Source organism: Alteromonas sp. AWM4_230 (assembly GCF_056158305.1).
On the sequence record NZ_JBSWTB010000001.1, the window covers coordinates 34,561 to 59,534 of the forward strand.

General features: G+C 44.6%; 18 protein-coding genes. All 18 read right to left on the minus strand.

Going from position 1 to position 24,974, the window contains the following annotated elements; translation table 11 throughout:
- Position 1 precedes the first annotated feature (1 nt).
- The 18 genes from cheD (ACXACS_RS00145) to ACXACS_RS00230 all read right to left on the minus strand — a co-directional run bounded on the left by cheD (ACXACS_RS00145) (position 2) and on the right by ACXACS_RS00230 (position 24,971).
- Positions 2–619 (minus strand): chemoreceptor glutamine deamidase CheD, encoded by a 618-nt coding sequence (gene cheD / locus ACXACS_RS00145; RefSeq protein ID WP_474802646.1) that lies wholly within the window; start codon positions 617–619, stop codon positions 2–4.
- An 8-nt stretch (positions 620–627) separates the two neighbouring features.
- A complete protein-coding gene (locus ACXACS_RS00150; protein WP_474802648.1) occupies positions 628–1,458 on the minus strand; it encodes a CheR family methyltransferase in 831 nt (276 codons plus the stop codon).
- A complete protein-coding gene (locus ACXACS_RS00155; RefSeq protein WP_474802650.1) occupies positions 1,458–4,373 on the minus strand; it encodes a methyl-accepting chemotaxis protein in 2,916 nt (971 codons plus the stop codon). The genes ACXACS_RS00150 and ACXACS_RS00155 overlap by 1 nt, the downstream gene beginning before the upstream one ends.
- 101 nt (positions 4,374–4,474) lie before the next feature.
- Positions 4,475–6,781: a methyl-accepting chemotaxis protein gene (locus ACXACS_RS00160; protein ID WP_474802653.1), complete on the minus strand. Its 2,307-nt coding sequence runs from the start codon at positions 6,779–6,781 to the stop codon at positions 4,475–4,477.
- Positions 6,782–6,785: 4 nt separating this feature from the next.
- Positions 6,786–7,289, minus strand: coding sequence for a chemotaxis protein CheW (locus ACXACS_RS00165; protein WP_179982088.1), 504 nt, complete (start codon positions 7,287–7,289; stop codon positions 6,786–6,788).
- Entirely contained in the window at positions 7,286–9,220 is a 1,935-nt protein-coding gene (locus tag ACXACS_RS00170) for a chemotaxis protein CheA (protein ID WP_474802655.1), read from the minus strand. Before ACXACS_RS00170 ends, ACXACS_RS00165 begins: the two co-directional genes overlap by 4 nt.
- 38 nt (positions 9,221–9,258) lie before the next feature.
- Positions 9,259–9,624 (minus strand): response regulator, encoded by a 366-nt coding sequence (locus ACXACS_RS00175; RefSeq protein WP_039217225.1) that lies wholly within the window; start codon positions 9,622–9,624, stop codon positions 9,259–9,261.
- A 64-nt stretch (positions 9,625–9,688) separates the two neighbouring features.
- Positions 9,689–10,900: a methyl-accepting chemotaxis protein gene (locus ACXACS_RS00180; RefSeq protein ID WP_474802658.1), complete on the minus strand. Its 1,212-nt coding sequence runs from the start codon at positions 10,898–10,900 to the stop codon at positions 9,689–9,691.
- 225 nt (positions 10,901–11,125) lie between these two features.
- Positions 11,126–12,172: a protein-glutamate methylesterase/protein-glutamine glutaminase gene (locus ACXACS_RS00185; RefSeq protein ID WP_474802660.1), complete on the minus strand. Its 1,047-nt coding sequence runs from the start codon at positions 12,170–12,172 to the stop codon at positions 11,126–11,128.
- On the minus strand, positions 12,147–12,776 hold the full coding sequence (gene cheD / locus ACXACS_RS00190; protein ID WP_179982083.1) for a chemoreceptor glutamine deamidase CheD: 630 nt from the start codon (positions 12,774–12,776) through the stop codon (positions 12,147–12,149). The genes ACXACS_RS00185 and cheD (ACXACS_RS00190) overlap by 26 nt, the downstream gene beginning before the upstream one ends.
- 14 nt (positions 12,777–12,790) lie before the next feature.
- Positions 12,791–13,621, minus strand: coding sequence for a CheR family methyltransferase (locus ACXACS_RS00195; RefSeq protein WP_474802662.1), 831 nt, complete (start codon positions 13,619–13,621; stop codon positions 12,791–12,793).
- 3 nt (positions 13,622–13,624) lie between these two features.
- Positions 13,625–16,105, minus strand: coding sequence for a methyl-accepting chemotaxis protein (locus ACXACS_RS00200; protein ID WP_474809172.1), 2,481 nt, complete (start codon positions 16,103–16,105; stop codon positions 13,625–13,627).
- A gap of 474 nt (positions 16,106–16,579) precedes the next feature.
- A complete protein-coding gene (locus ACXACS_RS00205; protein WP_474802664.1) occupies positions 16,580–17,083 on the minus strand; it encodes a chemotaxis protein CheW in 504 nt (167 codons plus the stop codon).
- A complete protein-coding gene (locus tag ACXACS_RS00210; RefSeq protein WP_474802666.1) occupies positions 17,080–19,251 on the minus strand; it encodes a chemotaxis protein CheW in 2,172 nt (723 codons plus the stop codon). Before ACXACS_RS00210 ends, ACXACS_RS00205 begins: the two co-directional genes overlap by 4 nt.
- 38 nt (positions 19,252–19,289) lie before the next feature.
- Positions 19,290–19,655 carry a response regulator gene (locus ACXACS_RS00215; RefSeq protein WP_474802668.1) on the minus strand — a complete coding sequence of 122 codons (366 nt, stop codon included), beginning with the start codon at positions 19,653–19,655 and terminating at the stop codon, positions 19,290–19,292.
- A 57-nt stretch (positions 19,656–19,712) separates the two neighbouring features.
- Positions 19,713–20,873 (minus strand): methyl-accepting chemotaxis protein, encoded by a 1,161-nt coding sequence (locus ACXACS_RS00220; protein ID WP_474809174.1) that lies wholly within the window; start codon positions 20,871–20,873, stop codon positions 19,713–19,715.
- Between the two features lie 521 nt (positions 20,874–21,394).
- Positions 21,395–21,562: a DUF2986 domain-containing protein gene (locus ACXACS_RS00225; RefSeq protein WP_474802670.1), complete on the minus strand. Its 168-nt coding sequence runs from the start codon at positions 21,560–21,562 to the stop codon at positions 21,395–21,397.
- A gap of 451 nt (positions 21,563–22,013) precedes the next feature.
- Positions 22,014–24,971, minus strand: coding sequence for a TonB-dependent receptor (locus ACXACS_RS00230; RefSeq protein ID WP_474802672.1), 2,958 nt, complete (start codon positions 24,969–24,971; stop codon positions 22,014–22,016).
- Positions 24,972–24,974 lie beyond the last annotated feature (3 nt).

Consider the following 24,974-nt stretch of genomic DNA (forward strand, 5'->3'; position numbering starts at 1 on the left):
ACTAGTCCTCAAATAAATCTACGCTGCCACTTGGCGTTTGTTTTGATAATTCCCAGCGGTGCTGACTTTCTCGCTCGATGATTGTTGCGTTGTTTAACTCGTGTATGCGCTTCATCATCACGTGGCCACTACTTGGAAAGAAATAGACTTTTCGCGCATAAACATCGCACAAGTCACTGGCTAAAATAGGTATGCCTTCGGTTTCTAAAAACTGAGTTACAAATTCGGCATTAAACTTACCCACGTCGTTTTGAACAAAAGAAGGAACGACCTTACCGCCGCCGAAGACTTTTGCTTTAAGCCGGTTCTTTTGTGCGCCTACTTTAACGAGTTCATTAATTAAAATTTCCATAGCGTGAACGCCGTATTTTGCTGCCATTCCTTGAACTTGCTCAAATTCACCTGCCGATTTATTCACGGTAGGCAACATAAAATGGTTCATACCACCAAACCCCGTATAGGGGTCGAACAAGCAAGCTGCAACGCAAGAGCCAAGCACCGTGACCAGCATTTTGTCTTTAGTGGTAACAAAATACTGACCGGGTAAAAGCTTTACCGCTTCTTTAGAAAAACGCTTGTCGTAGTAACTTATGGGCAGTTCAAAATTGGGGGTCGCCACGATATCTCCTAATCGACGGGGCGATAAATGGTTTTCCCCACCGGTCTCACAAGGTTAGTATACATATTAAAGTTTTCAGAATGCCCAGCCATATAAAGTCCAGATGGCTTTAACATACCCACCATTTTTTGTAGTACTTTTAGCTGCGTTGGTTTATCAAAATAAATCATCACATTGCGGCAAAATATAACGTCAAGCGGCCCCTTAACATCCCATTTTGCATCGGTAAGATTCAGCTTTTTGAACTGCACCATATTGCGAAGCTCATCGACCACTTTCACCTTTCCCTCGTTAGCACCTTTGCCCTTGTGAAAGAACTGCTTTTGCCGGTATTGAGGTATTTTCGCTATCGAGGCTAAGGGATAAACACCGGCTTTGGCCTTGGCTAACACTTTGCTGTCTATGTCTGAGGCAATGATCTTGACCGGAGTTTTAAAACTTCCGAACGCTTCAGCCACTACCATCGCGATTGAATATGGCTCTTCACCAGTAGAGCTGGCTGCACACCAAATTTTAGTAACGTTGTGCTGGCTAAGGTAATCAGCCAGCGCAGTAAAATGATGCGGCTCGCGAAAGAAAGACGTTAGATTTGTGGTAAGCGCATTGATAAACTGCTCTAACTCCGATTCCGATGTGTTCACTAAAGCAAGGTATTCATTAAAACTGCGTAGATTTCTTGCCCTTATCCGACGTGCTAGCCTGCTGTAGACCATTGCTTCTTTGGCATCAGATAGGTTTATTCCTGCCTTTTTAAACAACATCTGTTGCACGTTTTTGAAGTCCGCCTTTTCAAAGGCGAACTCCCTGGTGCTGTCTTGTTTTGAAACAGCCGCTGTCATTAGAATGACTCCCACTCTGCTTCGTTAGGCATAGCCGGTGTTAGCACTTTAGCCTGGGGTGCATGCTCCATTCTTTGTGCAGCTAAACGTTGCGGCTGTTGGAAGTTACCATGCGTTAGTGCCGCTACAGGCCGTTGTTCATTAGTAAACCCTTTGCCTACTTCGAAAACAGAAACCCGTTCGTTCAACTGGAAAGATTGCTGTTTAAGGCTGTCTGCAGCGGCTGCGGCCTCTTCCACCAACGCGGCGTTTTGCTGCGTCATTTCATCCATTTGAATTACGGCTTTGCTTACCTCTTCAATGCCAGCAGCTTGCTCAGCCGATGCCGCAGCAATCTCTGACATAATGTCATTCACTCGTTTGATAGAGGTTACTACTTCAGCCATAGTCTCACCCGATTTCACGACCAGCTGGTTACCGCTGGCAATTTTACCAACCGAGTCAGATATAAGCTCTTTAATGTCTTTCGCGGCTTCTGCAGAACGCTGCGCTAAGTTACGCACTTCAGAAGCAACAACGGCGAAACCACGACCTTGCTCGCCTGCTCGTGCAGCCTCTACTGCGGCGTTCAACGCCAGTATGTTAGTTTGGAACGCAATGCCGTCGATAACGCCGATGATGTCTGAGATTTCTTGTGCAGAGTCATTAATCTGCGTCATGGTATCAACAACTTCGCTGATGACCTCTCCCCCCTGAGAGGCAATTTGACTTGCCTGCGCTGCAAGGCCGTTGGCTTGCTCAGCATTCTCGGCGTTAAGCTTTACGGTTCCGGTTAGCTCTTCCATGCTCGACGCTGTTTCTTCAAGGCTTGACGCTTGTTGCTCTGTGCGGCTCGACAAGTCGGCATTTCCAGTCGCAATCTCACCTGAAGCAACATTGATGGTTTCAACCGCTTCATTAATATTGGTGATGGTGCCGCGCATTTCATTGATAAATTGATTTATTGCTTCGCCTAAGACAGCAAAGTCGCCGTCTAATGCGTGGTCGATATTAACGGTTAGATCGCCTTCTGTAAGCTTGGTCATTACGTGCTTAATTTCATCTACAGCCTGAGTTCGGCCTGTAATGTCGGTAGCGAATTTCACAACACGGAAGGGTTTACCGTTATGATCTAAAATGGGGTTATAGGTAGCTTGCATAACGATCTCTTTGCCGTTTTTGCCAACTCTGCGGTACTCACCAGAAGAGTAGTTGCCACTGCGCAATGCATCCCAAAATGCTGCATACTCTGGGCTCGCTCGGTATGCTGGGTCGACAAACATACTGTGGTGCTTGCCTTTAATTTCTTCTAGGGTATAGCCCACCGTATTTAGAAAGTTTTCATTGGCATCTTGGATAATGCCGTCCATGTTAAATTCAATAACCGCTTGAGACTTTCCTATGGCCGCTAACTGCCCTTCAAAATAGGCGTTTTTTACTTTTTGTTCGGTAATGTTGCTCGCGTATTTCACCACTTTTACTACATTACCACTCATATCTAAAATGGGGTTGTAGGTTGCCTGAATCCATACATCAGAACCATCTTTGGCAACACGGTGAAACTCACCTGAATAAAACTGGCCTTCAGCCAATTTCTTCCAAAAAGTGCGATACTCTTCAGATTCACGTTCTTGTTTGGTGACAAATATGCGGTGATGTTTGCCCTGAATCTCGTCTAGAGCATACCCAACCGTGGCTAAGAAATTATCGTTTGCGGTCACGATATTACCATTAGAGTCAAACTCAATAACTGCTTGAGATTTACTTATCGCGTCTATCTGCCCGGTGTTAAATGCATTTTGCAGCTTTTGTTCAGTAACATCGGAAGCGTATTTCACCACCTTCTGAGGCTGACCGAACTCATCAAAAATTGGGTTGTAAGACGCCTGTATCCAAAGCTCGCTACCGTCTTTTTTTACCCGCTTAAACTCTCCTGACTTAAACTCACCTTTTTTCAAGTCGCGCCAAAATGCTGAATATTCAGGGCTCATTTTATAGTTAGGCTCAACAAACATACTGTGATGTTGACCTTGGATTTCACTTAAATCATAGCCTGTTGTAGCGCAGAAGTTTTCGTTGGCGTATTGGATAACGCCTTCAAGGTCGAACTCAATAACAGCAAGGGACTTGTCGATAGCGTTAATCTGGCCTTCGTAGTCGGCATTTTTGCGTTTTTGTGCCGTCACATCGGTAGCGAATTTAACAACGCGAACAATATTGCCCAACTTATCGTAGATAGGATTATACGAAGCCTGGATCCAAATTTTGTCACCGTTTTTCGCTACGCGACAATACTCACCACTGCTGCGTTTTCCGTTTCTCAGGTTTTCCCAAAATCGGTTATATTCTTCAGATACACCATAGTCAGGCAATACAAACAAACGGTGATGCTTACCGACAATATCTTCTTTCGAATAACCTGTTACTTTGAGAAAGTTATCGTTAGCATCTTCAACAATGCCATCTGGGGTAAAAGAGATTATGGCTTGGCAACGGTCGAGGCCTTCCAATAGGCCGGTTTTATGCTGCAGTTCTTGGTCGTTTATCCACTCCACCATAGTTCCAAGCTTCTCACCTTCGACACTTTTAATCGTGGTGAGATTCAATGTAAATAACAGGTCGTCTATAGGTAGTAAAAAGGTGTCGCTACTGTTACAGGTGTCGTACCGCTGATTTAGTTCACTACTATTTGCGAAGAAGCCTGCAACCGAGGAGCCTGTTAAGTTTTCAAAGTCAATGTTGGGAAGAGAGCGCGAGAATTGTGCGCGAAACTCTGCTGTAAGTTGTTTAAATGCTTTGTTGGCAAAGGTTATCGTTCCCGACGCATCCACCAACATTAAACACGCCGAACTCTCACTCAACGCCTGTTCTTGAAAACGAGAAAGACTTTGAGCAGCCATCAACTCTTCATTGTGAAATATATTAAAAACACCCATAGCATCACCTATTTTTTGTAGCGCTACGTGTCTGAAGCGCTGAGTAAAACTGCAAACAATAAAAAGGCGAATTCCCTTTTAAAGAATTCGCCTTTAGTTAACTAAAAAGACTCCCACTCATCATTGTTCGGTACTTTAGGAGCTAACTTTTTATTCGTTCTTAGCGTGGCTACGGAAGCCACTTTTTTCTCTGACACTACCTGAGGCGCTTTTTGTGGGCTCGCTTCTGCAACAGCAGCTTTATCACCTATATTAAACGCCGACACACGCTCAGATAGATTACCGGATTGTTGTTGTAAACTTTCGGCAGCCGCCGCGGCTTCTTCTACCAGTGCCGCATTTTGCTGCGTCATTTCGTCCATTTGCACTACCGCTTTACTGACTTCTTCAATGCCTGAAGCTTGTTCAGAGCTCGCTGCAGCAATTTCTGACATGATATCGTTAACCCGTTTGATAGACGTGACTACTTCTTCCATGGTATCGCCAGACTGATTGACAAGTTTATTGCCCCCGTCAATTTTGCTTACCGAGTCTGATATAAGCTCTTTTATCTCTTTTGCCGCTTCAGCAGAGCGCTGGGCTAAGCTTCTTACTTCTGATGCCACTACTGCAAAGCCTCGACCTTGCTCACCTGCTCGTGCCGCCTCAACAGCAGCATTTAATGCAAGTATATTGGTTTGGAATGCAATGCCGTCGATAACACCGATGATGTCTGAAATCTCTTGGGCTGACTCGTTAATTGACGACATGGTATCAACCACCTGACGAATTAACTCACCGCCTTTTGTCGCAATATCGCAGCTCTGCGAAGCTAAGCTATTAGCTTGTTCCGCGTTTTCAGCGTTGAGTTTTACCGTGCCGGTAAGCTCTTCCATACTCGAAGCGGTTTCCTCAAGGCTAGATGCCTGCTGTTCAGTGCGACTTGAAAGATCAGAGTTTCCTGTGGCTATTTCAGACGATGCAGTATTGATGGTTTCTACTGCTTGGTAAATGGAACCGATAGTGCCAGACATTTCACCGACAAACTGGTTTATGGCATCACCTAATACTTGAAACTCGCCCTGGAACTGCTCGTCAAGCTCTGCCGTCAAGTCGCCACCCGATAAGCGGGTCATAACGTCACTAATTGACCCGATAATACGGCGCATATCGTCAATGAAGCGGTTTATTGATGTGCCTAGCTCTTGAAACTCGCCATCGAACTCATGCTCAATGCGGCAATCTAAATTTCCCTGAACCAGTTCATTCATGGCCATTTTGATATCACTTATTGCTTGCTTTCTACCTGTGATATCAATGGCGTATTTTACTACGCGATGCGGCCTACCATTTTGATCCAAAATGGGGTTATAAGATGCCTGGATCCACACCTCTTTACCGCCTTTACCAACGCGCTTAAACTCATCGGTGAACAGCACGCCTTGGCGTAACTGCTCCCAAAACTGGCTATATTCAACACTGCGCTTGTATTCATCTTCAACAAACATGCTGTGATGTTTGCCAACAATTTCATCTAAGCTGTAGCCAACCGTGTTGGTAAAGTTTTCGTTGGCGTCAAGAATTTTTCCCTCAAGGTCAAATTCAATAACCGCCTGCGCTTTGTTTATTGCTTCAATTTGCCCTTCGAAGTACGCGTTTCGCAATTTAGTAGCCGTGATGTCGGTAGCGAATTTAACGACCCGAATCACCTTACCGTCACCGTCAAAGACCGGGTTATACGTGGCTTGGATCCAAACCTCTTTTCCCATTTTATCAAAGCGGCAAAACTCACCATTTTGTAGCTTGCCTGCTTTGAGATCGCGCCAGAACTGCGCGTACTCTTCAGTACGAATATACTGAGAGTCACAAAACATCTTATGATGGTTACCTACGATCTCGTTGAGGCTATAGCCGAGGGTATTAAGAAAATTATCGTTCGCGTTTTGAACAACGCCATCTGCGTTAAATTCGATAACCGCCTGCGCATTGTTAAGCGCATCAAGCATGGTACTTTTTATAAGCAACTCAGATTGATCAACCCATTCAACCATAGTGCCTATATTTTTATTATCTTGGTCGAAGAAAGGGGTGAGCGTAAGTTTGAAGTTTAAGTCGCCTATGCTTATTGTAGAAGTCATTGTCGACTTGAGTTCTGCAAGAATATTACGCTGATGTGATGGATTGCGGTGAAACTGATCGATATTCTGACCTTCTAAGTTGTCAGCAGAAAAACTGGGAAGGACAGCCTGTAGTTTCTTTTCATTTTCTTTAAGCAGTGTTTTTACCGACTGATTGGCATAAATAATATTTCTATCTGCATCGGCCATCATGATGCAACACGTTGTGGCATCAAGCGCCTGTTTGTTTCTCAACGCTTGATTTACGTCCGTTGCCTTCGTGAAGTCTTCTAACCACGTCATGATTCCCATTATCTCAGCCCTCAACCGTTTGTGTTTTTGTTTCAACTAAGCCCAATTCGTTACTTGTAATTAAGCTCTCAATATTCACTAAAATAACCATGTGTTCGTCCACATCCGCCAGCCCATGAAGATATTTACTATCGAACGCTACCCCAAACTCTGGCGGAGGAAGCATGTCTTCTTCCGAAAGACGTATCACGTCAGAGACGCCGTCGACTACAATGCCAACAATACGCTCGTGAACGTTTAGCATGATCACGATAGTAAAGTCGTTGTAGGTGGCTTCGCCGACATTGAACTTAATCCGCAAATCCACGATAGGTACAATATCGCCACGAAGGTTTATCACCCCCTTAATAAAGCTTGGCGCATTGGCTATTTTGGTGACCTGCTCATAGCCGCGAATTTCTTTCACCGTCGTGATGTCTAAGGCGTAGTGTTCTTCGCCCAAGACAAAACTTAAAAATTCATTCTCTTTCGACGCACTAACGGCTTGCTGTAATGCTGCTTCGCTCATAGTGAAACCTCTTCATTTGGGATATTGGTACAATTTGCTGCTACCGAATCGGCATCCAAAATCATGGCTACCTTGCCATCCCCCATGATGGTGGCGCCTGCGATCCCTGCGACTTTTTTGTAATGTTGCTCTAAGCTCTTGATAACGACTTGCTGCTGACCCACTAAAGAGTCCACCAGCACGCCATAGCGTTTCTTGCTGCTTTCTAGCAATACCACTATGCCTTTGGTCGGTTCGATAATGCCGTCATCTACCTGCATTAGTTGGGTAAGCGATACCAGTGGCCAGTACTGGTCTCTTATCCACAGTACCTTGTCATTACCGAGTGTTTTTACTTGGGAAGCTGTAGGCTGAAAAGACTCGATAACGTTAAGCAGTGGAATAACAAAAATTTGGTCGCCAACAGACACGCACATGCCGTCGACAATGGCGAGCGTAAGGGGTAAATGGATATAAAAGGCTGAGCCCTCGCCTTGCGATGATTCGATTTCAATGCGTCCGCCAATAGATTCGATATTTCGGCGCACTACGTCCATACCAACGCCACGCCCCGATACATCGGTCACTTCAGCGGCGGTAGAAAAACCTGCTTGGAATATAAGCTGCCAAATTTCACTGTCTGGCATATCAGGCGTAACGGCCAATCCGTTTTGCGTGGCTTTCTCTAAAATCCGCGCTTTGTTTAAGCCAGCCCCATCGTCAATAATGCCAATAATGATGCTGCTGCCTTTTTGCTCTGCACTTAAAATAACGGTTCCGTTTTCAGACTTACCCGCTTGTAAACGCTTTTCAGGGCTTTCGATACCGTGATCAATACTGTTTCTGACTAAATGAGTGAGCGGGTCGACTAATTTTTCAATAAGGCTTTTATCAATTTCAGTGTTGCCCCCCTGAATGACCAAATCGACTTTTTTGCCTAGCTTTGTTGAAAGGTCACGTACAACACGAGGAAAGCGATTAAATGTCATGTTCACGGGTAACATACGCATAGACATCACCGATTCTTGTATTTCACGGGTATTGCGCTGCAGCTCATCGATAGCAAGCTGTAAGCGTTCGCCCACCTGCCCTTCAACTTCCTGGCCTACGTTAGAAAGCATGGATTGGGTGATGACGAGTTCACCAACCAAATTAACCATGGCATCAATTTTCGTTGTGTCTACACGAATTGATGCCGCTTCTTTTGCCACTGCTTTGGGCTTGGTTTTTACAGGCTTAACGATAGGTTGTTTGGGGGCAGCTGATTGGGTAACCTCTGGTTTTACAGGGAGGTTTTCTGGCTCGAAGAAGCCAAAGCCTTCGTCGTTTTTACTTGCGTGAGGTGCCTCTTCAACCTGTTTCTCCGCTGTTACTTCATCATCTTCAAAGAATCCAAACCCTTCAATTTCCTCTGCTTCTTTTTTATTTTGTGAAGTTTCAGATGTGGCGCCTTGCGTCTCAGTATCTTCATCATCGAAAAAGCCAAAACCTTCAATCTCGTTGTCCGAAGCATCTTCAATATCTTCGGTTTGATCATGAGGCGCATGTGCGACTTCACCTGAAGCGTTAGCAAGCGTCTCTTCGAGTACTTTTATGCTTGCGTCAATCTGTGCTTGAGGAAGATCTGTCTGCTCTTTATAAGCAGACATGGTGTCTTTGAGTACATCGAGGGTTTGCAGGAAAACATCAACAATTTCAGCTGTCACCTGAATTTCTTGGTTGCGCGCTTTATCGAGCAGATTCTCCATTACGTGAGTAAGGTTCATTAATGCGTCGAAGCCGAAAATTCCACTTCCGCCTTTTATGGAGTGAGCCGCTCTAAAAATACTGTTTAATTCTTCGGGATCGGGAGCATCCACATCTAAGGTCATGAGCAACTGCTCCATGTCTTGGAGGTGCTCATCACTCTCATCAAAAAACACACCGTGAAATTGGTTTACATCAATGGTCATGGTTGACTCCCACTTGCCCTATTAAAACCGACGTTCGATTAGCCCAACACTCGCTTCATCACATCTAGCAGTTTATTTGGATCAAAGGGCTTCACCATCCACCCCGTAGCTCCCGCCGCCTTACCTTTAGCCTTCATATCATCGCCCGCCTCTGTGGTAAGCATTACAATTGGCGTTGAACGGAAGTTGGCTAACCCTCTCAACGACTTAATAAGTGTCAATCCATCCATGCGAGGCATGTTTTGATCGGTCAGTACAAAGTCGAAGCGAGCCCCTTGGCATTTGTCTAACGCATCTTGCCCATCTTGCGCGGTGGTTACGTTGTAGTTCGCTGACTTAAGGGTCATTTCAACCATCTGGCGAATAGACACAGAGTCGTCAACAATCAATATACTTTTACTCATAATTCAATCACCTTTTGAATTGTCGAAATTGCTCTTATCTTGCTTTGAATAGGTTTTGTTACCGCTAAAAAAGCTCCACATCACCCGCATCCATAGAAGTCGCAGAGACCGGATTGTGGTCTGCCTGCCCTTTTTCAGTAAGCGAGTGTTGATAGTTTTCTAGGTTTTCACGCACACGTGCTGCACTTTCTGGGTTGAGCTCTGAAAGTTGCTCAACAATGAAGTCGATAATTTCGCGGGTATACGTCAGGTTTTGGCCATTTATATCGCCAAACTGAAGACCGCGAATGGCAGCTGCTGTGGAATCTGCAAGCTGTTGTCTGATGGCTTCAAGTTCGCTTGCACCTTGTATGTCTGCTTCTGCTTTTTTAATGATGCCTTTAAGCTGTGCGCTAATCGCATCCTTTGCGTTAACAACATGAGAAATATCTTGAGACGCAACAACTTCAGCAGTTTCCGTTAGTTTATCGATGAGGGATCTAATGTTTTCTATCTGGTTTTTTATTACATCGCTAAATTGCGTGGAGCGAGTAGAAAGCGCACGCACCTCATCTGCGACAACTGCGAAGCCGCGACCTGCCTCACCGGCCCGCGCTGCTTCAATGGCTGCGTTCAGCGCTAGTAGATTAGTTTGTGAGGAAATATCATCGATGCCGCTTAACGCTTCAATTACGGTGGGCATTGCTTGCTGTATGGTTTGCACTTGGGTTTCTAACGCTCTTGTAGAATCGGTCATCTCTGTTGTTGATTCGATAAATTGCGTTAACGTAGTGTCTGTGTCAGAGGCAAACGAGCGCATTTTGTCGGCGTAAGCGCACTCACTGTTATCATCGTCTTTTAGCAAATTGTTTATGCTAATTTCTTGCTGACTAAGCAGGGATTGAAGAGAAATAAAAGATTCGCTTAACGTAGCCACCGCATCGCTTTGCGTTGAAAAGATGTCGCCAATATTTGATGAAGTAACTGATAATATGTCGCTAGCTTCGCATACTGCAATATTGATGGAATCAGACGCTAGCGAAGCCTCATGAGAATGAGAGTTGTGCTGTTTTGAATGATTAGCGTTAGGCGTCGCTGCTGCCTGACTTACGCTAGTTACTCTTAGTAGTACGAACAGCAGAAAAATTACACAAGCGGAGCTAAGAGCAAGGCCCAAATGCACTACTGACGTAAAGGATAAAGTCCAGCTCCCTAGCATCATCAAAAACGCCACAACGAAAACGTTGCTCTTGCTAGAGAAGAAGTTATCCAAATAATTTGCTGTGATGGCGACCACAATTTCACCTCAATTGTTACTTCCGAGTTAACGGATGTGCAAAACACAAACAAATTATGGTCTAATTTCCACCAGTAACAATTATACTTTTGATTATTTTTGTTAACTTGTTACTTTAGCGACAATTGCGACATTCATTGATAAAGGTTCCCCAATAACGCATATAGTCTGCAAAAAGGAAAGTACTTGGAGGATTTGTGAAAGCGCCAAAAGGGATAAAAAAGCTTAAAGCCGACTGCCCGCTCCTAATGCTTCGAGTGTATCAAGTATAGCGTCTGATATTTCTTCTAAGGGTTTTATGAAGCTTGCAGCTTTCATTTCTACAGCGGTTTTAGGCATGCCGTATACAACACAGGTTTTTTCATCTTGGCAGAAAGTGACAGAGCCTCTAGTGTGCATGTTCTTTAAACCTTTTGCCCCATCACGTCCCATACCAGTAAGCAATACACCCACTGCGTTTGCACCTGCATGCACAGCAAGTGAATCAAACATCACATCAACAGAAGGCTTGTGCCCCGACACCTTAGGGCCATCATCAAGAGTTAAGCGATAGTCAGCGCCACTTCGCTCTACCTTTAAGTGTTTATTGCCTGGGGCTAAATAGGCAAAGCCTGGCAATAAGCGCTCTCCCCCCTGCGCTTCTCGTACCGTTATTTCACAAAGGTTATCAAGACGCTTGGCATAGGTGGTGGTAAAACCCGGTGGCATATGTTGGGAAATAATAGTTGCTGGAGCATTGCGAGGAAAATGCATGATGACATCTTTGATCGCTTCGGTTCCCCCAGTTGATGCACCTATTCCAATAAGCTTTTCAGTGCCGGTGTAGCGCATGGAAGCGTGCTTAGTACAGCGAGTTTCGGTGGGATGGCCTAACTTGGAGTGGGCAGCTGCTTTTATCTTTTCTACGATAACTGCGGCATATTCGGCCATACCTTGCGCCACACCTAACTTTGGCTTAGCCATGAAATCAACCGCTCCCAACTCTAGGGCGCGCAATGTTGCATCGGCTCCTCGTTCAGTGAGCGTGGAAATCATTACCACTGGGGTTGGCATCGCCTTCATCATCACTTCTAAAAAGCGAAGCCCATCTACCTTCGGCATTTCAATGTCTAAAGTAATAACATCAGGCCTAAACTCTTGTACCATCCGCTTGGCTACGTAGGCATCGGGTGCTGCACCAACTAATGACAACCCTGGCGCTTTAGCGACGATTTCTGACAAAATTTGTCGTATTAAGGCAGAGTCGTCAACGACGAGAACTTTTATAGGCATGTGATTGTTCCGAAAATGAAATAACGCCGGTTTTCGCTTGCTCAGAGAGTAGAACGCGGTGCGTAGATTCACGCTCGTAAAGCGTAGCATTGTTAAACTCGCGAATTCGCTTCATGTACACTTTTCCGTCAGCCGGAAAATAATATATTTTTCGAGCATAAGTAGACATTAAATCGCTGCTAACGAGCGGGATGTTGGCATTATCTAGATACTCTAAAACGAACTCTGCATTTACTCGCCCAATGTCTTGTTGCACAAACCCTGGTAACACTTTTCCGCCACCAAATGCTTTCGCCACCAGTTTGTTACGACGCGCGCCTAAATGCACGAGTTGGTCTATCAGCATATTCATAGCGTGCACGCCATACTTTGTGGCCAAGCAGGCGTCGAGATTGGTGGTGAAGTTGAGGTCGGGCAACATGAAGTGATTCATACCGCCAATTTTCTTTTCTTGATCGAAAATGCACGCTGCAACACACGAACCAAGGATAGTTACCAAAGCTTTGTCTGCGGCAGTAGCATAGTATTGCCCCGGCAGGAGTTTTACCGCTTCTTTTTGAAGGCGGTTATCAAAATAACGTATGGGGTTTTCATCCTGACTCATACTGCAAGTTCCCTTTAAACAACTGGTCGATAAACGGTTTTCCCCATGGGCGCCACAAGTTCAGGGTATATAGTGAAATTTTCAGAGTGCCCTGCTACGTACATGCCGTCACTACACATTAACTTCACCATACGCGCTAAAATTTTGCGCTGCGTAGGTCGGTCAAAATAAATCATGACGTTGCGACAAAAAATTACGTCTATCGGCGCATCTACACACCAGCTTGGCGACATTAAATTGAGCGGTTCAAATTGCACCATTTTTCGCAGTTCATCTACCACCCTTACTCTTCCAGTTTGGGCACCTTTCCCCCTGTAGAAAAATTGGGTTTTATAATCGTAAGAAAGCTGACTAATACTGTTTTGGGCATAAACGCCTTGGCGGGCCTTCTGCAATACTTTACTATCAATGTCTGTGGCAAGTATTTGTATGCTTGGCGTAAAGGTGCCAAACACAGACGCCACCGTCATCGCAATACTGTAAGGCTCTTCACCCGTGCTGCTCGCAGCGCACCAAATACGTTTAGTTTGCGGTCGCTTTCGAAGAAAATTTGCTAGCGCCTCAAAGTGATGCGGCTCTCTGAAAAACGCAGTCAGGTTAGTGGTAAGCGCATTGATGAAGTGCTCCATTTCATCGTCATTGCTTCCAACATAAGCTAAGTATTCTTTGAAGCTATTTATTTCGAGCGCGCGCAGCCGCCTCGCAAGACGGCTATAAACCATCGCATCTTTAGAGTCGGCTAGGTTAATACCTGCTTGTTTAAAAAGCAGACCTTTTACCCGCTCGAAGTCTCTTCGGCTATACGAGAACTCCCTTTGCGCGTCCGTGCTTTGTATGGCCGACATACACTAAAATGCCTCCCAATCCGACGCATCAGGCGCGGCTGGATTCAGCGCTTTTATCCGCTGTTTTGGCACTTCGCGTTCTCTAGGTAACCCACTGCTGCCATTTAACGATCGTACCTCTGAGCTCTGTTCGGGCTTTCGATTATTTCCTACTTTGAAAACCGATACTCGCTGCGCGAGTTCACCCGACTGCTGCCGCATACTGTCAGCGGCTGCCGCGGCCTGCTCAACTAAGGCAGCATTTTGCTGGGTCATTTCGTCCATTTGAACCACCGCATTGCTCACTTCTTGAATGCCGGTAGCTTGCTCAGATGACGCCGCAGCAATTTCAGACATAATGTCGTTAACTCGCTTTATGGCAGTGACGATATTGGCCATGGTTTCCCCCGACTTATTCACCAATACATTGCCATCGCCAATCTTTTCCACCGATGCTGAAATTAGCGCCTTAATGTCTTTTGCCGCCTCTGCCGAGCGCTGGGCAAGCGTCCTTACTTCAGAAGCAACAACCGCAAACCCGCGCCCTTGTTCGCCCGCTCTCGCCGCTTCAACGGCTGCGTTTAGTGCAAGTATGTTTGTTTGGAAGGCAATGCCATCAATTACGCCGATAATGTCGGAAATACGCTGAGCAGAGTCATTAATTTCACCCATGGTATGCACCACTTGTTCAATAACTTTGCCGCCCTCAGACGCCACATCCGACGCCTGACTTGCCAACCCTTTTGCCTGGTCAGCATTCTCTGCATTTAGCTTCACCGTTCCCGTTAGTTCTTCCATGGCTGAGGCAGTTTCTTCTAAGCTAGAAGCCTGCTGCTCGGTACGACTAGACAGGTCGGCGTTACCCGTGGCTATCTCGTTTGAGGCAGTATCAATGGTTTCAACAGCAGTGTGAATTTTCACTATGGTGTCGCGTAGTTCGCCAATAAAGTGATTGATGGATTCACCGAGTACTTTGAAATCACCATCTAGTGGCTCATCTATTGTTTTCAATAAATCGCCTTCTGTTAAGCTCGCCATAATAGATTTGATACTTTCTACTGCTAAGGTTCTACCCGTAACATCTGTCGCGTATTTCACTACTCTAAACGGCTTGCCGTTTTGGTCTAAGATGGGGTTATAAGAGGCTTGGATATAAACTGGCTTTCCTGATTTGTCGAAACGCTTATACTCGCCGCTGGCATAAACCCCTTGACGCAATTGCTCCCAGAAAGCTGCGTATTCGGGGCTATTTTTAAAAGCAGGATCCACAAAAATACTGTGGTGCTTACCTTTTACTTCATCAAGGGTATAACCCATCGCTGCTAAAAAGTTACTGTTCGCGTTTAAGATTACGCCTTCAAGGTCAAATTCAATGACAGCCTGAGACTTACTTATGGCGTTCAACTGGCCTTCAAAATAGGCGTTTTTCAGTTTATCTTCGGTAATATTAGTTGCGTACTTTACTACCCTAAACGGGTTACCGTTCATGTCTTCTATTGGGTTGTAAGAAGCTTGAATCCATACGCTACTCCCTGACTTGCTTACTCGCTTAAATTCACCAGAGAAGAATTTGCCTTCTTTAAGTTCAGACCAAAAACGCTGGTACGATTCTGTTTGTCTGTTTTCTTCATCTACAAATAACTGATGATGCTTACCTTTAATTTCGTCTAGGCGGTAGCCCATAGTGTTGAGGAAGTTGTCATTAGCGGTAATGATATTGCCATCTACATCAAACTCGATGACCGCCTGAGATTTACTAATAGCGTTAATTTGCCCTTCGAAATATGCGTTTCTTAGCTTATCTTGGGTTACGTCGGTGGCAAATTTAACTACTTTAAATGGCTTGCCTGTACTGTCAAAAATGGGGTTGTAAGACGCGCGGATCCATATCTCCTTGCCGCCTTTTGCTATCCGTTTATACTCCCCCTCGCTGTGCTCTCCCGCTTTTAAGCTTTGCCAAAACGCGGCGTATTCTGCACTTAGCTTATACCTTGGGTCGACAAACATACTGTGATGCTGCCCTTTAATTTCAGACAGGCTATAGCCCATTGCGGCAAGAAAATTTTCATTGGCGCTTAAAATATTTCCCTCAAGATCGAACTCGATTACGGCTTGAGATTTGTTAATGGCGGTAATTTGCCCTTCAAAATCTGCATTTTTCTGTTTTTGTGCAGTAATGTCAGAAGCAAATTTAATGATGTAATCCACCTCGCCGTTGTCGTCAAACACCGGGTTATAGGTCGCTTGGATCCATACCTCGTCGCCTTGCTTATTGATTCTGCAAAACTCACCGCTGTGTACGTCTCCGCTTTTTAGCTTTGTCCAAAACGCTTTGTACTCATCGCTTTGTGCGTAGTCACTGTCTACAAAAATACGATGGTGCTTTCCTACTACTTCAGCCTCGCTATAACCCATGGCGGATAGAAAATTGTCGTTAGCCGATAATATTTCCCCATCTGTAGTAAAGGAGATCACAGCTTGGCTTCGCATAATGGCATCGACCATGCCTTTGTTGCGTTTATTTTCTGTGTTGTCCTGCCATTCTGTGACAAAAAGCTCAGTCCCGCTATCGTCAGCCGTTATCGCAGATGCACTTACGCAAAAGCTATGTTCAGCAAGTGAAACAAGCTGCTTGTTACCACCTGTAGAATGGGTGAGTAAATAAGACGGATTTTCTGCTGTGCTTGCACTGACAGTAATATCGTCAATGTGCTTTCCTGATAATGTGGATTCGCCACCGCCGACAGAAAAGTCTTTAGGGTAGGCTTTTGCCATATGCAGGAATGCCGGTGTGCAGTAATTAATAACCCCAGACTTGTCGATAACCAACAAGTTTGAGGCGCTAGCCTTTAAAATATTCGACTTTAATAGCGCGTCGTGCTTCGCTATTTTTAATTCTTCGCCGTTAAGAAAATTAAATACGCCCATAACTAATATTTCCCAATGTCAGGTGTTTCCGTTTAGTGAAGGACCTTGTAACTACGCGTCGTCGTTGACGCTATCAGGTGCAACTAAACCCAGCTCTTCGCTGGTTATTAAGCTCTCAATGTTCACCAGAATGACCATGTTTTCATCCACATCGGCTAAGCCGTGTAAATATCTGCTGTCAAACGCTACGCCAAACTCTGGTGGCGGAAGTACTTGCTCTTCAGACAAGCGAATAACATCGGATACACCATCTACCACGATGCCAACAATGCGTTCTTGAATGTTTAGCATTATCACTATTGTGAAGTCGTTATATGTGGCCTCGCCTACGCTAAACTTGATACGCAAATCCACGATAGGAACTATGTCACCACGCAAATTAATTACCCCTTTGATAAAAGCAGGCGCATTCGCAATCTTAGTGACTTGTTCGTATCCTCTAATTTCTTTTACTGTGGTGATGTCCAAGGCGTAATGCTCATCGCCAAGCACAAAACTCAAGTATTCTTTGTCCTGTCCGCCGGTAACCGCTTGATGCAAGGCAGTTTCACTCATGAAAGTAACTCCTCTATTTGACTGGAGGTATAGGTTGTAGCAATGGAGTCTGCATCGATAATAAGTGCGACTTTACCGTCACCCATAATGGTTGCCCCCGCTATTCCAGCCACTTTACGGTAATGCTCCTCTAGACTTTTAATGACTACCTGCTGCTGACCAACAAGCGCATCAACTAAAACACCAAATCGTTTTTTACTGCTTTCAAGTAACACCACAATGCCTTCAGTGGGAGAAACTGCAGCCCCTTCTACTTCCATGAAGTCGTAAAGAGGGACCAAAGGCCAGTATTGGTCTCGAATATAAAGTACAGTGTCGTTGCCCAAGGTTTTCAGCTGTTGCTTTGTGGGCTGGAAGGATTCAATAATATTTAAAAGTGGGATCACGAAAATTTGCTTACCCACCGACACACACATGCCATCGACAATAGCTAGCGTAAGCGGTAAGTGAATGAAGAAAGCTGAGCCTTCACCAGCGCTCGATTCAATATCGATACGTCCGCCAATAGACTCGATATTGCGGCGCACCACATCCATACCTACCCCTCTTCCCGAGACATCGGTAATGGCTTCGGCAGTTGAAAATCCAGGTTGAAATATAAGCTGCCATACTTCTGAGTCAGGCATATCATCAGATACGGCAAGCCCGTTACTACGCGCTTTATCAAGAATTTTATCGCGATGAAGACCACCACCATCGTCGATAATACTGATGATAATACTGCCGCCCTTTTGCTCGGCACTTAAGATAACCGTGCCCTTTTCCGGCTTGCCGGCAGCCGTGCGCTTTTCTGGCATTTCGATGCCGTGGTCGATACTGTTGCGCACTAAGTGAGTGAGCGGGTCGACTATTTTTTCAATTAGGCTTTTATCTATTTCCGTACTGCCACCTTGAAGTACCAATTCAACCTGTTTACCCAACTTTCCTGCTAGGTCTCTCACTAAACGGGGGAAGCGATTGAAAGTTGCCGTTAGCGGAAGCATGCGCATAGACATGACCGACTCTTGAATTTCTCGGGTGTTGCGCTGTAACTCATCAATAGCAAGCTGTAGCCGCTCGCCAATTTGCCCATCAACATCTTGGCCTATCATGGAAAGCATTGACTGGGTGATTACCAGTTCGCCCACCAAGTTAACCATGGCGTCAATTTTTGTGGTATCTACTCGAATTGAAGCCGACTCTCGAGCAGAGCTTTTTTTCGTAGAAGGTTTAGTTTTCTTTTTAGCAGTTGCAGGCTTAGAGCCAGCCTCAGCTTGCGGTGCTCTAGAGGCTGTTGCTGAACTTTTTGAAGTACTGGCGCTTTGACTTTGCCCGTCGTTAGTTGTGTTTGCTGCAGTATTTATGTGGCGAGCCGAAGGTACGTCTTCGAAAAAGCCGAAGCCTTGGCTTTCCTCTTTGTTACCACTTTCAGCTGTTGCTGCTTGTGATTTTTCCGTTTTAGATTCGACGAGATTACTTTGGGTATCTTCATCGTCGAAGAACCCAAAGCCTTCTTCAGCTTGTGGTGACGAATGGGTAGTTCCGCTGTCTTGAAGGTCTTGGCTATCAGGTACGTCATCAAAAAATCCAAAGCCATCATCGTTTTCTTCGCTGCTTTCGCTAGATAAATTTTGAATAGGCTCATCATCGAAAAAGCCAAAACCGTCGTCAGTAGCTGAACTAGACTCAGAAGGCTCGTCATCAAAGAAGCCAAAGCTGTCATCGTGTTCACTTTCGATTTGCGCGTTCACGCTTACTTCAGTTGACCCATTGTTACCATCTGTTTCGGCATCAGTGGGTTGCCCGTCAATAACAGCGTTGAGTATTTTTATGCGCTCATCAATGCCTTCTTGTGGAATTTCAGTTTCATCACGATAGGCATTTAGGGTGTCTTTTAAAACGTCTAGGGTTTCTAAAAGCACATTAACAATGTCAGCTGTGACGCTAAGTTCATTATTACGGGCTTTGTCTAGTAAATTTTCCATCACATGCGTTAAGTTCATCAACGCATCAAAGCCGAAAATACCGCTACCGCCCTTAATGGAATGAGCAGCGCGAAAAATACTATTGAGTTCTTCAGGATCGGGAGACTCGACGTCCAAGCTCATCAATAGCTGTTCCATATCGTCGAGATGCTCGTCGCTCTCGTCGAAAAATACGCTATGGAACTGTTCAATATCGATGCTCATTCTGAATCCTTCCAGACTTAAGGAATTAGTAAAAGGGACTAACCTAAGACGCGTCTAGTCACATCAAGAAGTTTGTTTGGATCAAAAGGCTTTACCATCCAGCCTGTGGCCCCAGCAGCTTTGCCTTTAGCTTTCATATCGTCGCCCGCTTCTGTGGTAAGCATGACAATTGGGGTTCTGCTGTAGGCCCCTAACCCACGCAAGTTTTTAATAAGCGTAAGGCCATCCATACGAGGCATGTTTTGATCAGTGAGTACAAAGTTAAATTGCTGCCCCTTACATTTATCCAGCGCTTCTTGACCGTCTTGGGCTGTAGTGACGGTATATCCGGCGCCCTTTAGTGTCATCTCTACCATTTGACGAATCGACACCGAATCGTCGACAACTAAAATATGTTTGCTCATGTGCTCACTTCTCCAAAATATGTCATTACTGACAGTGCTTCCTGTTCCTTTCTTAGCTTAGAACAATTCAACTTCTCCAGCGTCCATAGAGGTGGCAGACACTGGGTTGTGGTCATTTTTACCTTTTTGTGCGAGCCCTCTTTGGTACTCGCTTAATTCGCTGACGAAACGCTCAATATTGTGGGGATCTAACGTTGCCAACTGTTCTAAAATGAACGTAATCATGTCTTGGGTATATTGGATATGCTGGCCATTGATATCGCCAAACTGCATACCTCGGATAGCAGCATTTATAGACTCATCAAGCTGTGAGCCTATATCTTCAATTTGTTTAGTAGTAACAAGGTCTGCTTCTGCTTTTCTAATGATTTCGGCCAGTTGATCACTAATATGTGATTTAGCATTAACAACCTGAGATATATCTTGCGAGGCTACAAATTCTGCAGTGTCAGTGAGTTTGTCTACCAAACTACGGATATTCTCAACTTGGGTTTTTATAACGTCACTAAATTGTGTAGATCGCGTTGATAATGCGCGCACTTCATCAGCCACCACCGCAAACCCTCGACCAGCTTCGCCTGCCCTTGCCGCTTCTATCGCAGCATTTAGAGCCAACAAGTTGGTTTGCGCGGCAATATCATCAATGCCGCTAAGTGCGTCAATAACCGTTGGCATCGCCTGTTGAATGGTTTGCACCTGTTCCATAAGGTGCTTTGTTGATGAAGACATTTGCTCCGTTGAATCGATGAACTGCGTTAAGGTTCCATCGGTTTCTTGTGCAAACGTACGCATGCGTTCTGAATACGATTGTGTTTGCGTACTATCGACGCTTAATAAGGCATCGATACACTGTATTTGCTGTGCAACAAGCGCTTTTAAGCTGCTAAAAGCATTGGATAAGGTTTCAACAGCGTCATCTTGGGTAGACTTAATGGATGATAAATTGCTATCACATGTGCTTAAAGACAGAGCAAGCTCGTCGCTCGCTTTTTTGATATCAGCACTACCCGCTTGGTCGCTTTGCGCTTGGGAGTCGTTACTTGGATAGACCTCGTCAACTTCATCCGCACTTTTGCTATAAATGAAAGCACTAAAGACAACTACGCCTGTTAGTACCGCAAGCGCTGTGAGCGCGGACACAAAAAAGAACAAAGCCCAAGAAACAGCTATGCCTACTACACAAAGTACATATATGCTCTTTAAAGCCCCTTGCTGCATTGAAGGTAAGTTATTAGATGACAAAAAAACTCTCCTTGAAAAAACACTGCGACTTAACTTCAACAGTACTCTTTCATAATTAAGCACGTTACTTGGTTCACGAATTACAAAGCGCTGGGCACACTCTATGAGCGCCAATAGACATAAAGCCTAGCGCAAAGGCAACATAACGTTGTTAGCCAAGTTGGGTAACAACGTTATGCTTAACTGGCTTTGCACACATGAGATAAGCGTAGTACCCAATTTGAAAAGTAGGCAAGAACATGCATAAGTTTTTTATAAAAAAAGCGTTTTAGTCGCTATTTGTGTCTAACTTGCTAAGAAGTGTTAAAGATAGTCTTGATGAGAAAGCACCAAGAGATATGCACATGCAGCAAACTTTGCTGGAACAGTGGTGATGATGATGGCGCTTCGCTATGACATGCGTATTCGAGATTGTTCAACTCAGCTGGGCATAAAAAATCCCTTTGTTTTAGCTAGGTAACTTCATCACCCAGTTTGCCCGCTATTTTATCTGTCGACTAGTTTAGTACTTTTTCGGTCACAGACAATTCATCGTGCTCTTGTTCTGCAAGCTTTGCCCGTTCCGCTTTAGAGATATAAGCTGGCTTGTTACTTTTATGAAGTTTAGCCTTAGCTTTCTTATCTTTTTTCTTAAGTTTAGTGAAAATTTTCTTACGACGATTCATGCTCTGTTCTCTTAATCAGTACCGCATATTGCTCGTATTATACGATGCTCATCGCAAAAGCCGCCATATGAGTTTTCGCGAGCACAAATTTCAAAATAGAGGAAAGTGGTTTGGAATCAAAAAAGCCCCGTATTTTCATGCAGGGCTCTCTGAAAAATGGTGCCTCGACCCGGGATTGTAACGCGTGGCGCAGCCGCAGGGACACGCGGATTTTCAATGCAACCCTACGCTTTAATTAATTGTTTTTATTAAACTTTCATTTTACTTGCAAATTCTTTGCATAAGCTGGGGTTTCATGACAACTATTAGCATGGCCACTCTAGTTGAACGACTAATGTCTACACAACCACCTGTATGCCTCTAAGTAGTGAGCGTTGTTATGTTGAATAATCAAAAGAAATAGCAGTGCACTTTAATCAGTACTTACGGTTTTATGTGCTTTGTTTCGTGATTAAATCTCTAATGAGAAACCTATCAAAAATGTACGCCCGCTCAATGTAGTATTATAAGCTCGGTCGTTTGAATCGCTGTACAGTTCCTCTCTAACATCAGTTAAATTTAGACCTTCTATAGTCATTCTTAATGATTGACTAAGTTGCATGCTAGCCGATGCATCAATGTAAGTAGTTGCATGATAGCCCGATTCGTCTTGGTCAGTATTTCCTGGCTGGACAGACAATATATAAGGGCTACGGTAGACAGCAGATACACGAGCCGACCAATGCGACTGTTCATAATACAATGTAAAATTATAACTACGTCTAGACAGCCCCGCGAACGTCTTAACCTGATTTTCTCCCGTACCTTGTACGTCTCGGTAAAGGGTTTGACCCTCGGCATAAGTGAAGTTGGTACTAATCCCAAGAAGATCAAAAGGAGAAGGAAGAAATGCTAAATCACGAGAATAAGTCATTTCAAAACCTTTAAATGTGGTTGTATCGGTATTCTTGGGTGTACTAACATAAAAAACATCATCGACACTATCCCCATCTTGAAGCAAGCTAGCGGGGAGTCCCAATTCTCTATACGGTATAGCTTCAACATCTTCCACTACGAAATTATCTATCTGCTTGAAGAAGCTAGAGAGAGCCATAATGCCGCCATCTTCGAAATACCACTCAACACCGGTTTCTACATTCAATGACTTTAGAGGCTTTAAATAAGGATTTCCTAAAAATACTTGCCCAATGTCGCCTTCATTCCGGGATGCTTGCGACACCTCGGCGGTAATAGCCAAATCTTGAATAGACGGGCGCGTGATATTCTCATCAACGCTGGCACGCCACAACCAATTGTCGTTGAGTTCAAGTACGGTATTTACGCTAAAAAGCACATCGTCATAAGTTTTGGTGACGGCGGACGGCAATCCCTTTTGAATACCTGAAGATGTAAACCGCGTATTGAAATACCGAATTCCCCCTTGCGTATAAAGTGGCTTACCCAGCCAATGTCCTACGCTATCGTATATCGCGTAGAGCGCGAGAGTGTTTTCTTTTACCTTAAAGTTGGAACTATCTACTGTATCCTCGGCGGTAAGTTGTACGTTACCCAAGTCAAAATGTGTTTGAATAGCATTAAGGTTGCCCTGCATCCATGTTTTATCTGGGTGCTGACTGAACAGAGATAAGTGCGCTTTAGTCAGCGTATTATCATCAAGAGCCGGGTAAACACTTCTAGCGCCATCCATCCCTGTGTTCTCAAAGGATTTATAATGTGCCCCCGCCGACAGGGCATCACCGTTACTAAATAAATAGCGAAGTGATCCCTTTACATTGTTATACGAATTACGTATTTCGTTTTCTTGAAAATAGAGATCTTTTACGGTTAGTCCAGTTAGGGATGCCGTATCCATATTAGTTGAATAGCTCTGGCCGTAAAAACGGTCTTCACGAAAGTCCGTAACGATATCCACCCCAGTTTTACGAATGTTGACTTTATTTACTTTAGGCTGCGAGTAATCACTGGCACTGCTGCCGAGGCTAACGTTAAAGCTTAGTGCAGAAGTGGGCTGCCACTGACTTTCCATACCAATTTGATAAAACGTTGACGTATTTTCATCTTCCCGAGTTTCGATACGCCATGTTGCATCGGTATATTTCGCAAACAATATTTCCTTGTCATTTTTATTTTGTTCCCATGCGAGTAGCGTAACATTGTCATTGTCTTTCACTGCAATATGATGCTCATCAAGGCTATTTTGTAAACGGCTGGCAATACCATTAAACGCAATTTGCCACTTATCGTTTGGCGCGTATTGCAGTGAGGCTGTTACCCCTAATCGACGTTGATTATTATTCCAAAGAGAATATCGATGGCCTCTGGGAAACCAGAATACGCCTTGTGCTAATTCATGCTGCAACACACTATCTTCGTCTCCGCTGTAATGCTTTTTCTCCTGTCGCCACCGCGTAGTATTAGTACCAAACTCAGTAGTGTGTCGCTGACTGTATACGGCGGAAACAAGACCTCCGAATTTATCATTTCGTCGGCTGAACAACCCAATAATACTTGGGTCGAGCTGTTTACTGTTTTCGTTGTAACTTTGTTTCACGGTAAAGCTATTTATGTCATCCGTAAAATCGAAGGGTTTTGGCGTATACAACATAACTGTGCCACCAATACCGCCTTCATCTTGTTCCACCGAATACGACTTACTTACATCAATACGATTAAAAATTTCTGATGCAAATAGAGTGAAGTCAAAGGCTCGGGTACGACTCACACTTCCTCTGGCGTCCATCGCCGAGGATGTCATCGCCATCGCTTCCATACCATTTACCTTTACACGGGTAAAGTCAGGACCTAGTCCCCGAAGTGAAATCTGTCGCCCTTCGCCTCCTTCACGGGTGATAGTAATGCCCGGTATACGTTGTAATGAATCAGCCAAATTCAAATCGGGGAAATCAGTAATGTCTTCTGACAAAATCGATTCTTGTGTGACCATGGCAAGGCGCTTTATCTCTCTGGCACGAATAAGAGATTGCCGAAATCCTGTGACTTCTATTTCAACAGTAGGGTGAGTACGCGTAATAGCATTGCTTTCTGTTTGGGTTGTTTTGCTAGTGTTTTCGTTTTGTTGTGTGTCGCACCAGTGAATAACCCAGCCATTTTGGACAGGCGCTAAACAAAGTGAAAACGGTTCCAGTAGTGAAGATAAATCACTGGCGTTAGTCGTGCGCCATTGTGTAGGCGTTATGGTTAACCCCTTAAGTAAGGTGGGGTCAAATGCAATGGTCTTCCCGGCGTCACGACTAAATTCAGTGACAAGCTGTGATAAGGGAATAGTATTGATGGCTTTGTCTGCTAACCCTTCTTGAGCAGCAAAACAAGCAGGTGATAAACCGACCGATATTAACCAAAAAACGTGACCCACAATGACCACTGACTTTTTGTTTCTTCGGTTCATCATGCC

Bases quoted from the DNA above. Each gene is read 5' to 3' on its own strand.
- ACXACS_RS00150 (WP_474802648.1), bottom strand. From the start codon at position 1,458: ATGACAGCGGCTGTTTCAAAACAAGACAGCACCAGGGAGTTCGCCTTT.
- ACXACS_RS00155 (WP_474802650.1), bottom strand. From the start codon at position 4,373: ATGGGTGTTTTTAATATATTTCACAATGAAGAGTTGATGGCTGCTCAA.
- ACXACS_RS00160 (WP_474802653.1), bottom strand. From the start codon at position 6,781: ATGGGAATCATGACGTGGTTAGAAGACTTCACGAAGGCAACGGACGTA.
- ACXACS_RS00165 (WP_179982088.1), bottom strand. From the start codon at position 7,289: ATGAGCGAAGCAGCATTACAGCAAGCCGTTAGTGCGTCGAAAGAGAAT.
- ACXACS_RS00170 (WP_474802655.1), bottom strand. From the start codon at position 9,220: ATGACCATTGATGTAAACCAATTTCACGGTGTGTTTTTTGATGAGAGT.
- ACXACS_RS00175 (WP_039217225.1), bottom strand. From the start codon at position 9,624: ATGAGTAAAAGTATATTGATTGTTGACGACTCTGTGTCTATTCGCCAG.
- ACXACS_RS00185 (WP_474802660.1), bottom strand. From the start codon at position 12,172: ATGCCTATAAAAGTTCTCGTCGTTGACGACTCTGCCTTAATACGACAA.
- cheD (WP_179982083.1), bottom strand. From the start codon at position 12,776: ATGAGTCAGGATGAAAACCCCATACGTTATTTTGATAACCGCCTTCAA.
- ACXACS_RS00195 (WP_474802662.1), bottom strand. From the start codon at position 13,621: ATGTCGGCCATACAAAGCACGGACGCGCAAAGGGAGTTCTCGTATAGC.
- ACXACS_RS00200 (WP_474809172.1), bottom strand. From the start codon at position 16,105: ATGGTCGATGCCATTATGCGAAGCCAAGCTGTGATCTCCTTTACTACA.
- ACXACS_RS00205 (WP_474802664.1), bottom strand. From the start codon at position 17,083: ATGAGTGAAACTGCCTTGCATCAAGCGGTTACCGGCGGACAGGACAAA.
- ACXACS_RS00210 (WP_474802666.1), bottom strand. From the start codon at position 19,251: ATGAGCATCGATATTGAACAGTTCCATAGCGTATTTTTCGACGAGAGC.
- ACXACS_RS00215 (WP_474802668.1), bottom strand. From the start codon at position 19,655: ATGAGCAAACATATTTTAGTTGTCGACGATTCGGTGTCGATTCGTCAA.
- ACXACS_RS00220 (WP_474809174.1), bottom strand. From the start codon at position 20,873: ATGCAGCAAGGGGCTTTAAAGAGCATATATGTACTTTGTGTAGTAGGC.
- ACXACS_RS00225 (WP_474802670.1), bottom strand. From the start codon at position 21,562: ATGAATCGTCGTAAGAAAATTTTCACTAAACTTAAGAAAAAAGATAAG.
- ACXACS_RS00230 (WP_474802672.1), bottom strand. From the start codon at position 24,971: ATGATGAACCGAAGAAACAAAAAGTCAGTGGTCATTGTGGGTCACGTT.